This window comes from Marinobacter sp., assembly GCF_041690615.1.
Classification (GTDB): domain Bacteria; phylum Pseudomonadota; class Gammaproteobacteria; order Pseudomonadales; family Oleiphilaceae; genus Marinobacter.
The window spans coordinates 25332-37732 of record NZ_JAWLGY010000005.1; the positions used below are offsets into that span (position 1 = coordinate 25332).

General features: G+C 61.5%; 11 protein-coding genes and 1 other RNA gene. 9 read left to right on the forward strand and 3 right to left on the reverse strand.

Features of this window, described 5'->3' with window-relative positions; translation table 11 throughout:
- Positions 1–82: 82 nt before the first annotated feature.
- The 3 genes from ACESMZ_RS05375 to ACESMZ_RS05385 are packed head-to-tail and all read right to left on the reverse strand — an operon-like array spanning position 83 to position 3025.
- On the reverse strand, positions 83–673 hold the full coding sequence (locus ACESMZ_RS05375) for an SIS domain-containing protein (RefSeq protein ID WP_372955828.1): 591 nt from the start codon (positions 671–673) through the stop codon (positions 83–85).
- Positions 670–1041, reverse strand: a complete 372-nt coding sequence (locus tag ACESMZ_RS05380) for a YraN family protein (protein ID WP_372955829.1) — start codon at positions 1039–1041, stop codon at positions 670–672. Before ACESMZ_RS05380 ends, ACESMZ_RS05375 begins: the two co-directional genes overlap by 4 nt.
- Before the next feature lie 37 nt (positions 1042–1078).
- Positions 1079–3025, reverse strand: coding sequence for a penicillin-binding protein activator (locus ACESMZ_RS05385; RefSeq protein WP_372955830.1), 1947 nt, complete (start codon positions 3023–3025; stop codon positions 1079–1081).
- Between the two features lie 123 nt (positions 3026–3148).
- Here ACESMZ_RS05385 and rsmI point away from each other — a divergent pair, with 123 nt between their 5' ends.
- The 9 genes from rsmI to mraY all read left to right on the forward strand — a co-directional run bounded on the left by rsmI (position 3149) and on the right by mraY (position 12392).
- Positions 3149–4015: a 16S rRNA (cytidine(1402)-2'-O)-methyltransferase gene (gene rsmI, locus ACESMZ_RS05390; protein ID WP_372955831.1), complete on the forward strand. Its 867-nt coding sequence runs from the start codon at positions 3149–3151 to the stop codon at positions 4013–4015.
- 91 nt (positions 4016–4106) lie between these two features.
- Positions 4107–4456, forward strand: an RNA gene (rnpB, locus tag ACESMZ_RS05395) — RNase P RNA component class A.
- A 392-nt stretch (positions 4457–4848) separates the two neighbouring features.
- Positions 4849–5301 (forward strand): division/cell wall cluster transcriptional repressor MraZ, encoded by a 453-nt coding sequence (mraZ, locus tag ACESMZ_RS05400; protein ID WP_372955832.1) that lies wholly within the window; start codon positions 4849–4851, stop codon positions 5299–5301.
- A complete protein-coding gene (gene rsmH, locus ACESMZ_RS05405) occupies positions 5301–6287 on the forward strand; it encodes a 16S rRNA (cytosine(1402)-N(4))-methyltransferase RsmH (protein WP_372956043.1) in 987 nt (328 codons plus the stop codon). Before mraZ ends, rsmH begins: the two co-directional genes overlap by 1 nt.
- Positions 6284–6700, forward strand: coding sequence for a cell division protein FtsL (gene ftsL / locus ACESMZ_RS05410; RefSeq protein WP_372955833.1), 417 nt, complete (start codon positions 6284–6286; stop codon positions 6698–6700). Before rsmH ends, ftsL begins: the two co-directional genes overlap by 4 nt.
- Before the next feature lie 9 nt (positions 6701–6709).
- Complete coding sequence (locus tag ACESMZ_RS05415) at positions 6710–8452, forward strand: peptidoglycan D,D-transpeptidase FtsI family protein (RefSeq protein ID WP_372972316.1); 1743 nt, start codon at positions 6710–6712, stop codon at positions 8450–8452.
- Positions 8453–8455: 3 nt separating this feature from the next.
- A complete protein-coding gene (locus ACESMZ_RS05420) occupies positions 8456–9940 on the forward strand; it encodes a UDP-N-acetylmuramoyl-L-alanyl-D-glutamate--2,6-diaminopimelate ligase (RefSeq protein ID WP_372955835.1) in 1485 nt (494 codons plus the stop codon).
- On the forward strand, positions 9937–11322 hold the full coding sequence (locus ACESMZ_RS05425; protein WP_372955836.1) for a UDP-N-acetylmuramoyl-tripeptide--D-alanyl-D-alanine ligase: 1386 nt from the start codon (positions 9937–9939) through the stop codon (positions 11320–11322). Before ACESMZ_RS05420 ends, ACESMZ_RS05425 begins: the two co-directional genes overlap by 4 nt.
- Complete coding sequence (mraY, locus tag ACESMZ_RS05430; protein WP_372972317.1) at positions 11307–12392, forward strand: phospho-N-acetylmuramoyl-pentapeptide-transferase; 1086 nt, start codon at positions 11307–11309, stop codon at positions 12390–12392. The genes ACESMZ_RS05425 and mraY overlap by 16 nt, the downstream gene beginning before the upstream one ends.
- Positions 12393–12401 lie beyond the last annotated feature (9 nt).

Consider the following 12401-nt stretch of genomic DNA (forward strand, 5'->3'; position numbering starts at 1 on the left):
TGCTATTCCTGCCTTTCCCTGACTTGTGGCGACCGGCACGGCCTGGTCGCTGCGTCATTCCCGCTGTATCGAACTGCCGGCACTAACCGCCGAAAAGATTTTCCTCTACGAGGCGGCACAGGGCGCCGGTAATCAACATCATAATGGGTGTGGCAGATACCGGGTCGAGGTCGTTCAGGGTGATCTCCAGGTCGTGTGCCTGCAGCAGTGCACTGATATCAGTCTTCTCCCGGGCGCTAAGCACGATCACGTTGATATCCCGGTCGTGGGCGGCCTGTATTGCCTGGATCAGGTTGGCCTTGTGGCCGTCATCCACGAACACCATCAACGTATCCCCGGGCTTGCCCAGGGCCGTTACCTGGCGTGCGAAGGTTTCGTTGAAACGGTTGTCGCGGCAGATCGCCGAATAGGTGGTCGCATCGGCACCCAGGTTGATGGCGGGTAACCCGGGGCGGTCCTGGTCAAGGCGCCCCAGCAGGCTGGTGCAGAAATACTGGGCCAGGGTGTTGGCACTGCCGTTGGCGCAGGCCAGAATCTTGCCGTCATTCAGCAGCGCCTGCACAACAAGGTCGGCGGCGGCTGGAATAAGGGGTGCCGCCAGGCTGCCCGCCATGGCCGTATGTTCCATATGATTGGCAAACCACTGGCTGATGTTGTCGTCACTGCTGTTCATAGATCTGCCTGAATTGCGTTTCTGATCCAGCGGATTTGGTATTGGTGGGTGGTACCAGGCGCGATGGCAACCACGTCAATCCTGCAGGGGCGATCCCAGAGCCCGTTCCTGTGCAGATAAAAGGATACCGCGCGGAGCAGTTTCTGTTGCTTTCGCCAGCCGATGGATTCTGCACCATCCGTCAGACCACCCCGTTTGCGGAAGCGGACCTCAAAGAACACCAGCATTTCATCGTCCTGACCCACGAGGTCAATCTCGCCGCCCCGATTATAGACGTTACGCTCAAGAATCCTTACACCCTTGCTTTGCAGGTACCTTGCGGCCACTGCTTCGGCGTGGTCGCCCTGGGCCTTGCGGCTGGATATCATGGGCCCGTTTGTCGGACTGCCTTCCCTGGCTGCCATATCAGTTGACGATGTCGCCGTCTCGCAAAGGCTCGACGATCTCTTCGGGTGCCTGTTCGTCCCCTGACGCAATGACCGGAACGCCTTCCCGGAATACGCCCCACATCTGGGCGCGGTGAATGCGGTTATTACCGTCGAGCCAGAGTTCGCCGGTATGGCCGTCAACCCGGGTGTCAGATACCTGCTGCATCAGGGGCAGTCTTGTGCTCAGGGCCCAGGCATCGGCACCCATGGCAAACAGCCGTCCCAGGGGACCGTCGAGGTTGTCGAACTGCTCGTAGGCCTGCTGGCGGAACTCCGGTTCCCGGTCAAGGATCCAGGGCAGGTCGGTAAAGAACACACCGTTCAGGTCCCGGTCCCGTGTCGGGTCCGGACGACCGCTGTAGATGATCGATGGAGAGAACACCGGCACATCGCCGGCGTAATAGAAGGCGAACAGCGGTTTGAACTGACGGGCGATGTTGGGCTCGGCAACCATGATGATCGCATCCGCATCCTGCCGCCGCCGGGGTTCGAACTCGATGTTTGTGCCGAGGGTGCGCTCCAGCTCAATCGCTCTCTCACGGCTGACGTTGATTCCCAGCAGCTCTGCGGCCACATTGCGCAGATTGTCTTCCTCGGCGTAGCGCTCCATGTCCAGGATCACGCCGTCCAGCTCGTCCATCTTCCGCTTCAGGGCGCCGGCAACCCGGTCGCCCCAGTCGCCCCGGGGGATGAGGACCAGGGCGGTATTCAGGCCTTGCTCCCGGATTTTCTCGGCGATCTGGCGTGCCTCGTCCTCAGCTGACAGGCCGAACTGGAACAGTTGCGGGGGGCGGGGGCCCTCCTGTTCCGGGGCATAGTTGAGTGCCAGAACCGGTACCGGCAGGGACTCTTCCTCGGCCAGCGCCGCCACGTCCTCCTTGGCAAGGGGGCCGACGATCAGGTCCGGCTTGTCGGCCAGCAGCTCCGGCATCAGCTCACTGATGGGGCGGCCGTTGGTATCGACGATTGTAATGGTAATGCCATGGCTGGCGTCGCTGGCCTGAACAGTGCCTTCATCGTCAGATCCGGTTTCTTCCGGGGCTTCGGACGTACTTTCACGGTCCTGTTGGGAGTCCCCATAATAGGCGGCGAGGAAGCCTTCGCGAACCATGTTCCCTGCGGCTGAAAGGGGGCCGGACAGGGGGAGGGCCAGGGTGATACGTTCGGGGCGCTGAGCCAGTACCTGGGTCATGATGGTCAGTTCACTGGGCAGGGCTTCGGCGCCCTGGTGCCCGATCCAGTTGAACTGCCAGTTGCGCACAGCACGCCCCTGCGCTTCAAAGGTCAGACTCTGCTGCCGCAGCGTGGCGGCCAGTTCGTACCAGCCCTGACTTTCAAAGCCGATGGCTGAGGTGGCGGCTTCTTCAAGCTGGTCCTCGGGCGTCTTTTTCAGTGCCTGCCAGATGCGGTCATTGACTTGCTGCCGGTCGAGGCCTACAAGGGCAGGGTCGATGCCCATCAGCAGGCGTGCCGTATCCAGATGAGCTCCGGCCAGCTCATAGACAGCCTGCTGAAGCCTTGCTGCCCGGGGGCGGACGTCCTCGGGGTATTGGTTGTACTGCGCCGGGTCCAGCCCGGTTGCCACCTGTTCGGCCCATTCACGGTCTTCCAGGGCGACAATGCTGGCCATGCTCAGTAACAGATGCTGGTTGCCCAGTTCCTCTGCCGGCTCCTCGAATGCGCCGGAACGCAGAATCCTGCGGGCATTCTCGTGGGAGTCCTGATCCTGGAAATTGGCGGCGGAGCGAAGCAGGAAGCGCTGTGTTTCCTCCCCGGGGGACATTTCCTGAGCTGCATTCAGCGCGTCGCTGGCATTGCGGATGGCATCTTCCTGCAGCTGGATCGGGGTGCAGCCGGTGGCTAACAGGGTCGTCAGGGTGGATGCCAGGGCAAGGCGGCGCAGGTTCGGCAGGTGACAGCTCATATCAGGCAGGGCTCCTTGAGGTACCGGCCGCGGGCCGGCATAGTGTCTCTCTGGTAAATGGTGTCAGGGCTGCAAGTTTACCAGCTTGGCGGTCTTTTCACAGTTCACATCGGGGATTTTCGATTGCATACAGACACCCCGTCGGCTTCCGGAGCCGGCACGCTCTTTATCGTGGCCACACCTATCGGCAACCTTGACGATCTGTCCCGGCGGGCGGAGCAGGTGTTGGCGTCGGTGGACCTGGTGGCTGCAGAGGATACGCGACACAGTGGGCGATTGCTCCAGCACCTGGGCGTCAGCAAGGCCATGTGGCCACTCCACGACCACAATGAACGGGCGCGCTCCGACGCACTGCTGGAACGTATAGCCGGCGGCGAGTCCGTGGCGCTGATTTCCGATGCCGGCACTCCGCTGATTTCCGATCCCGGTTATGTGCTGGTTCGGGCTGCGCGCCAGCGAGGTATCCGGGTTGTCCCGGTGCCCGGCGCTTGTGCCATGGTGGCGGCGCTGAGTGCGGCGGGCCTGCCTACGGACCGGTTCCTGTTTGCGGGGTTTTTGCCGGCGAAGGCCGTTGCCCGGGGCAAGGTGCTGGAGTCGCTTTCGCGGGAGGTGGCTACCCTGGTGTTCTATGAGTCACCCCGTCGGGTGGTCGCCCTGCTGGAGGACGTTCGCAGCGCCCTGGGTGCAGAAAGAGAGGTGGTCCTGGCCCGGGAGCTGACCAAGGCATTCGAAACCTGGTATGCCGGTTCCGTTGCCGATGTTATCGAGGCGCTTCATGCTGATGCCCACTCCGGTAAGGGGGAGTACGTGGTCATGGTCTCCGGGGCTCCGTCTTCAGGACAGGGGCCGGTGGCCGTGGATGGGGACCGGGTCCTGTCACTGCTGATAGCGGAGCTGCCCCTGAAAAAAGCCGTCAAGGTGGCGGCGGAGTTGACCGGCCTTGCCCGGAACGACCTGTATCAGCGGGCCCTCGAGCTGAAGGATGGGTGAGCGGTCAGTCTCGTCGGTAGGCATGCCAAGGCAGTGCGTCAAGGTTCAGAATTCCCTTGCGCCGGCAGGGGTGCGCAGGTATTGTCTCGCCTGAGCTCGCCAGACAGTCGCCGCCGGTACCGCCGGGGGAGGAAAGTCCGGGCTCCGCAGGGCAAGGTGCCAGGTAACGCCTGGGCGGCGCAAGCCGACGGAAAGTGCAACAGAAAGCATACCGCCTAAGCGCCTTTGGCGCCGGTAAGGGTGAAATGGTGCGGTAAGAGCGCACCGCGTGGCTGGCAACAGTCCACGGCGATGGTAAACCCCACCTGGAGCAAGACCAAATAGGAGTCCTATGGCGTGGCCCGCGCTGGACTCGGGTAGGTTGCTTGAGGCCTGTGGTGACGCAGGCCCTAGATGAATGACTGTCCAAGACAGAACCCGGCTTATCGGCGAGCTCGCCTTTTCCCTTCTTTATTGTCGCCTTCCGCCATTGTTGATGGCGTCCTGTGAAATGAGTAGTTTCACGACAGGATTTGTTATAGCAAAAAAGTCTTAGACTTCGTTTATTTTCTTCGAAACATTTTGCAGGCTTTTGATTTGGCGGAAGTTCTTTTCTGAGTCTTTCCTGATTCCCCCATTCGTACCGCCTAACTCCTTGTCATTAAAGAAACTTTTGTAATGTCCGTGCCCCTTCTGATGCTTGCATTGTGTCTGGCGTGTTCCTATAGTGTGCAGAAGTGGGAAAAAGTGGAATGTAGTGGTTTTTAGTGGTTTTGGAGTGGTGTCAGGTGGAGATTGGTGACACCTCGCCACCAGGGGAAGAAACACAATAAACAGGGTCTGCGCTTTCAGCGATGAGCAACTTTCTTGGTAGTCACGCAATCAACATGGACGCAAAGGGTCGCTTGGCGATTCCTGCCCGTGTGCGTGAAGAGTTGCAGGAAGAGTGCGGTGGTCGCATCGTTCTGACCGCCAACGCTGATGAGGAGCGCTGCCTGTTGTTGTACCCCGAGCCGGTCTTTGAAAACGTCCGTACCCAGGTGCTGGCATTGCCCAACATGAACAAGAAGGCTCGTCGTCTGCAACGCCTAATCATTGGCCATGCCACGCAACTGGAGCTGGATTCCGCCGGGCGCATACTTGTGCCGCCCACGCTGCGGAGCTACGCCCGCCTGGAGAAGAAGCTGATGCTGATCGGTCAGGGCAAGAAGCTTGAGCTGTGGAGCGAAGAGCGTTGGTTCGCCTTCCTCGACGAGGATGATGGCGATGATGAAATGCCACCGGAAATGGAGGCCCTGTCGCTATGATGCCGGCTGACTTTTCCGGTGCGGCTGATGGCCAGTCACTGCATCGCTCGGTTCTCCTTGATCAGGCCGTTGAGCTGCTGCTGGTGCGTGGCGACGGCCGTTACGTGGACGGTACCTTCGGGAGGGGTGGCCACAGCCGCCTGATTCTGCGGCATCTCGAGGGCGAGGGCAGGTTGCTAGGGATTGATAAGGACCCGGAAGCGGTCCGGTTCGGAGAAGCTCTGGCGGCCGAGGACGGCCGCTTCGTCGTTTATCACGGGTCATTTGCTGACATGGCTGACGCGGCCGCCGCCCAGGGTTGGAAGCCGGGAGCGGTGTCCGGGGTGCTGCTGGACCTGGGTGTTTCCTCGCCCCAGCTGGATGACCCGGAGCGCGGCTTCAGCTTTATGAGTAATGGCCCGCTGGATATGCGAATGGACCCGACCCGGGGGCAGAGTGCAGCCCAGTGGCTGAACACTGCCGGCGAGCGGGAAATTGCCGACGTTATCTGGCGCTACGGCGAAGAGCGGTTCTCCCGGCGCATCGCCCGGGCCGTGGTTACCCTGCGTGAAGAAGAACCACTGTCATCCACCCGTCAGTTTGCGGAGCTGGTGCGCCAGGCTGTTCCGAAAAAGGAAAAACACAAGCATCCAGCGACGCGGTCCTTTCAGGCGGTGCGCATCTTTATCAACCGGGAGCTGGATGACCTGGAGACCGGGTTGCAACAGGCGGTGGATCTGCTTGAGCCGGGTGGTCGCCTGGTCGTAATCAGTTTTCACTCCCTTGAGGACCGGATCGTTAAACGGTTCATGAGGGATTTGTCACGGGGGCCGCAGCTACCACGCGGCTTGCCGGTAAAGGCGCAGGATGTGGAGCCGCCATTTCGGTTGGTGGGCAAGGCCCTGAAAGCCAGTGAGCCCGAAATTGAGCAGAACGTCCGGGCCCGGAGTGCTGTCATGCGGGTGCTTGAGCGCCGCGCCGACACAGAGGGAGAGTCAACGCCATGAGCGCAGTCACACTGGAAAAGCCGGCGAAAACGCCGGTACTGACAAGGGAAACCGTGCGTGGAAGGGTATCCGATGCCCTCAAGCTTTCCGGGCGCATCTTCCGCACGCTGGCAGAACCGCAGGTTGTTGTCACCCTCGGGCTGGCGGTGCTGCTGATTGGCTCAGCCATCGGGGTGGCTGTCAGCGCTCACCAGAACCGGGAGCTGTACAACACGCTGTCGGACCTCCAGGTGGATCGGGATGCCTATCACCGCCAGTGGAGCCAGCTGTTGCTGGAGCAGAGCGCCCTCAGCGCCCACGGTCGTATTGAGCGCAAGGCCGTGGATGAGTTCGAAATGGTGGTGCCGGGGCGGGAGCACATTGTGCTCGTGCCATACGCCAATACAGACCGGTTTGCATCGGTCACGAAATAAGAGCCCGTCATGTCCGTCAGACAGGATAAGTCCACATTCATGAAGAAGCTTGCCGCCGGCCTGAAAGCCTGGCGCTTTGGCTCTGTTGTGGGTGTTTTCCTGGTAGTGGTGGCTGCGCTGGGCTGGCGCCTGGTTGACCTGCATGTGGTTGATCAGGAGTTCCTGCGCAAGCAGGGCGACGTCAGGACGATCCGGGTGGATCCCATCGACGCCCATCGGGGCATGATCACCGATCGTTACGGTGAGCCCCTGGCGGTGAGTACCCCGGTTGAAACCCTCTGGGCGAACCCGGGCGAGACGGACCCCGAGGACCCGCGGCTGGCGACCGCGGCCCGGTTGCTGAACATGACCGAGGCACGGCTCCGTCAACGGCTGAGGGACTATGCCTCCCGCGAGTTCATCTATGTCAGTCGCAAGCTCCAGCCTTCCCTTGCCCGGGAGGTGCTTGCACTGGGGATTCCCGGGCTATACAGCCGGCTCGAGTACAAGCGTTACTATCCCGCCGGCGAGGTTGCCGCCCATCTGGTGGGGTTCACCGATATCGACGAGAAGGGTCAGGAAGGCATCGAGCTGTCCTACAACGAGTGGCTCAGTGGTATTCCTGGCCGCAAACGTCTTCTCCGGGACAACCGGGGGCGCCTTATCCGCGATCTTTCCCTGATCCGTGATGCCCGGCCAGGCAAGGATCTGACCCTGAGTCTCGACCTGCGTCTGCAATACCTGGCCTACCGGGAGCTGAAGGCCGTGGTCCAGGCCCACAAGGCCCGCGGCGGTACCCTGGTGATGCTGGATGTCTCCACCGGTGAAGTGCTGGCCATGGTGAACCAGCAGTCCTTTAATCCCAATGACCGTACTTCGCTGAGTCCGGGGCGTCTTCGCAACAAGGCATTGACCGATCTGTTCGAACCCGGCTCCACGATGAAACCCCTGGCGGTGGCGGCAGCACTGGAAACCGGCAAATACCAGCCGGATACCATGATCGATACCGCGCCGGGCTTCCGGCGTTTTGGCCGTTTTACCATCCGGGATCATCGCAATTACGGTGAGCTGCCGGTTACGGAGATCATTTCCCGTTCCAGCAACGTTGGTGTCAGCATGATTGCGACCGATATCGGGGGCGACGTGATCCGTGATTTCTACTATCGCCTGGGGCTCGGGCAGCCCACGGGCATTGGGTTTCCTGGCGAGGCGGTGGGCGTGCTGCCCATGACAGACAAGTGGCGCCCGGTTGAGGAGGCCACCCTGTCCTACGGTTATGGCATGAGCGTGAATGCCCTGCAGCTGGCCCAGGCCTACATGGCCGTTGCCAACGGCGGCATCCGTTACCCGGTCAGCGTCATGCGCCAGGACCAGCCGCCGGTGGGCGAGCGGGTGATTTCAGAAACCGCGGCTGCCCAGGTCCGTGACATGCTGCAGGCTGTTGTCGAGGAAGGGACCGGAAAACGCGCCAGTCCTGCGCTTTATACGGCCGGTGGCAAAACCGGTACGGTACACCTGGTGGGTGCCCGAGGGTATGAAGACAGTCAGTACAAGGCCATCTTTGCCGGTATGGCGCCCATGGATAACCCGAGGATCGTTACCGTGGTCGCCGTGGATGCACCCCAGGGTGGAGACTATTACGGTGGCGAAGTGGCCGCGCCGGTGTTCGCAAGGGTTATGAGCGACGCCTTGCGGCTGCTGAACGTCAGACCGGAGCTGACCGCCGTGGACGCGGATGCCCGTGCGCCCGGCAGCGTCGGGGAGCGAGGGTAGCCCATGTGTATGACCTCTCTTGGCAGCCTGCTGCAGGGTATTGTGGAAGTGCCGTCAGTGTTCGACGTCACCATCCATGGTTTGCGTACCGACAGCCGGCAGGTGACTGGTGGCGATGCCTTTGTGGCGCTCCCGGGAGGGCGGACTGCGGCGGATCATTATGTGGACAACGCCATTGATGCCGGCGCAATTGTCATCATGCTCGACGCGGTCAGTCCGGCCCCCTGTTATGAGTACCGCGGGGTACTGGTGGTTCCTGTGCCTGAACTGCGCTCCTGTCTGGGGCAGATTGCTGATCGCTTCTATGAGCACCCTTCCCGGCGCCTTCGGGTTATCGGCGTTACAGGCACCAACGGCAAGACCTCTGTCACCAGTTTTATATCCCAGCTGCTCGGCTCGGCCGGGCTGCCCTGTGGCGTGCTGGGCACCCTGGGTTATGGCATGCCCGGGGAGCTCAGGGAAGCGACCCATACCACCCCGGATGTGGTGGAAGTCAACAGGGCGCTGTTTGAAATGGCGCGGAAGGGAGCCCGGGCTGTGGCCATGGAGGTGTCCTCCCACGCGCTGGACCAGGGGCGCATCGATGGCGTGGCGATGATTGGTGCCGTGTTCACCAACCTGACCCGTGATCACCTAGACTACCACGGTACAATGGAAGCCTATGGCCAGGCCAAGGCCTCCCTGTTTACCCGTGAAGGGCTGCACTTCTCGGTCATCAACTTTGATGATCCGTTCGGGCGTCAGCTGTTCGAACAGACGGAAGGCCTGTGCGACCGGGTCCGTTACAGTCTCCACGAATCACAGACGGAACTCTGGCTGACCCGCTTTACCCCCACGCCCGATGGCTTCGAGGCCGACGTGGATGGCCAGTGGGGGAATTTCACCCTGTCGGCGCCACTGATGGGAAGCTTCAATGCCAGCAATATGCTAGCCGCCGTAGCCGTTGTGTTGAATCTGGGCGTCTCGGTTGATCAGGTTCAGCGGGCGGTGTCCGGGCTGACCGCTCCGCCGGGCCGGCTGGAAAGCTTCAGCGGGCCGGGTGGTGTACGGGTTGTGGTGGACTATGCCCACACCACCGATGCCCTGGCCAATGCCCTGTCAGCTTTGCGCCCCCATACCCGGGGGCAGCTGATCTGCGTGTTCGGCTGTGGCGGCGACCGGGACAAGGGCAAGCGTCCGGAAATGGCCCGGGAGGCTGAGAAAGGCGCGGACCATATCATCCTGACGGACGACAATCCCCGCACCGAATCCCCCGAAGACATTGTGAAAGACATGCTGGCGGGGCTGGAGAATGCCGGAGCTGCCACTGTGATCCATGACCGGGGCGATGCCATCCGTTCGGCGGTGGACATGGCCAGGCCGGGCGATCTGGTGCTGATTGCCGGCAAGGGCCATGAGGCCTGGCAGGAGCGCAATGGCAAACGGACGCCGTTCAGCGACGTCGTGCAGGTACAGCAGGCACTGGGCCTTAACGGAGGTGCGGCATGATGCGTACATTCCGGTTGCTGGAGCTGGCTGGCGTGGTGGGTGCCACCGCCCCGACTGCCGATGGAGTGGTCGAGCGGATTGTCACCGATACCCGCACCCTGCGAGAGGGCGACCTGTTTGTTGCACTGCGGGGTGAACGCTTTGATGGCCATGGCTTTCTCGACGCCGCTCGGAAAGCGGGTGCCGTCGCTGCGGTGGTCGACACCCCGGACCCGGACGTGGCACTGACACAGCTGGTGGTTGCCGATACCGTTCAGGCCCTGGCGGACCTGGGCCGTTTCAACCGGGAGCAGAGCCGGGCAGGTGTCGTGGCGATTACCGGAAGCAGTGGCAAGACCACCCTGAAGGAAATGCTTGCCGCCATTCTGGCCAACGAAGGTGACACGCTCGCCACCCGGGGCAATCTCAACAACCACATTGGCGCCCCCCTGACCCTGTTCCGGATATCGCCGGAACACCGGTTCGCGGTTATCGAACTGGGGGCCAGCGGGCTCGGTGAAATCGCCCACACCGTGACCGCAACGCGGCCGGATGTGGCGGTGATTACCAATGCCGGCGAAGCCCACCTGGAAGGCTTTGGCAGTTACGACAATATTGTGCAGGCCAAGGGCGAGATCATCGACGGAGTCCGGAGTGACGGTACCGTGGTTCTCAATGCCGACGACCCGGCCTACCCGCGGTGGAAACAGCGTGCCGGTGTCCGCAGGGTGGTCTCCGTCAGTGCCCGTGGTGGAGCTGCCGACTACCGCTGCGCCCGGTTCGAATCCGTTGGCGAAGGTTACCGGGTACAAGTGGCGGTCAGCGATGGCCGCGAGTGTCAGCTCGATATCGCCTTGCCGGGCGAACACAATATCTCCAACGCGCTGCTGGCGATGGCCGCAGCAGAAGCACTGGGGGCTACTGAAACTTCGGTTCGCAGCGGTCTGGCTTCCGTAAAACCGGCATCCGGGCGACTGGAACGAAAGGTTCTCAATGACCGGGTGACCGTGATTGATGACAGTTACAACGCCAACCCCAGCTCCATGAAGGCGGCCCTGGGGGTCCTGGCCGGAACCCCGGGTACCCGGGTTGCGTTGCTGGGAGTTATGGCCGAGCTTGGCGCGGATTCCGTTGAGCTGCACCAGGGTGTGGGCGCCCATGCCCACAAGCTGGGAATAGATCAGTTGCTGGTGACCGGTGCCGGCGACGATGGTGATGCCCTCGCTTCCGGCTTCGGTGACCGTGCCCGGCGTTTCGATACCCATGAGCAGGCTGTGGACTGGCTGCTGAACCATATCACCGGCCCCTTGACCGTGCTGGTCAAGGGGTCCCGTAGTTCTGCCATGGACGAGGCAGTCAGGTTGTTACAAGAAAAGGTAGGACATTCATGCTGCTCTGGCTGACAGAACTGCTGGCACCGTATATCGATGAACTGACGGTGTTCCAGTACCTGACCCTGCGGGCGATCCTTGGCACCCTCACGGCACTGCTGATCTCGCTGCTGATCGGTCCCATGATGATTCGCAAACTGAGCCAGTATCAGATTGGCCAGGCGGTCCGGGATGACGGACCACAGACGCACCTTAGCAAGGCGGGGACACCCACCATGGGCGGCGCCCTGATACTGGTGGCTATCGCAATCAGTACGTTGTTGTGGGCAGACCTGGGTAATCGGTATGTCTGGATAACCCTGCTGGTCACCCTGGGTTTCGGAGCCATCGGCTGGGTCGATGATTACCGTAAGGTGGTGGAACGGAACCCGAAAGGGCTGCCGGCACGCTGGAAGTATTTCTGGCAGTCGGTCATTGGTGCGGTCGCTGCAGTGGGGTTGTTTTACAGTTCCGCGCTGCCCCAGGAAACCTCTCTGTATTTACCGTTCTTCAAGAACGTGTCGCTCACCCTGGGCCCGGTGCTGTTCATCCTGCTCACCTACTTCGTGATCGTTGGCAGCAGCAACGCCGTGAACCTGACCGACGGCCTGGATGGCCTGGCGATCATGCCAACGGTGATGGTGGCCGGTGCCCTTGCGGTTTTTGCCTATGTCTCCGGTCACACCCAGTTCGCCAACTACCTGCTGATTCCTCATTTGCCCGGCAGTGGCGAGCTGATTGTTTTCTGTGGCGCCCTGGTGGGGGCCGGGCTGGGGTTCCTGTGGTTCAACACCTACCCCGCACAAGTGTTCATGGGGGACGTGGGGGCCCTGGCTCTGGGGGCTGCGTTGGGTGTGGTGGCGGTCATTGTTCGCCAGGAGATCGTTCTGTTCATCATGGGTGGCGTGTTTGTGATGGAAACCATCTCGGTCATCCTGCAGGTAGCGTCGTTCCGCCTTACCGGCCGCCGGATTTTCCGAATGGCTCCGTTGCATCACCATTTTGAGCTCAAGGGCTGGCCGGAGCCGAGGGTTATCGTCCGGTTCTGGGTGATTACCGTGATTCTGGTTCTGATCGGGCTTTCAAGCCTGAAACTGCGTTAAGGAAAGAGT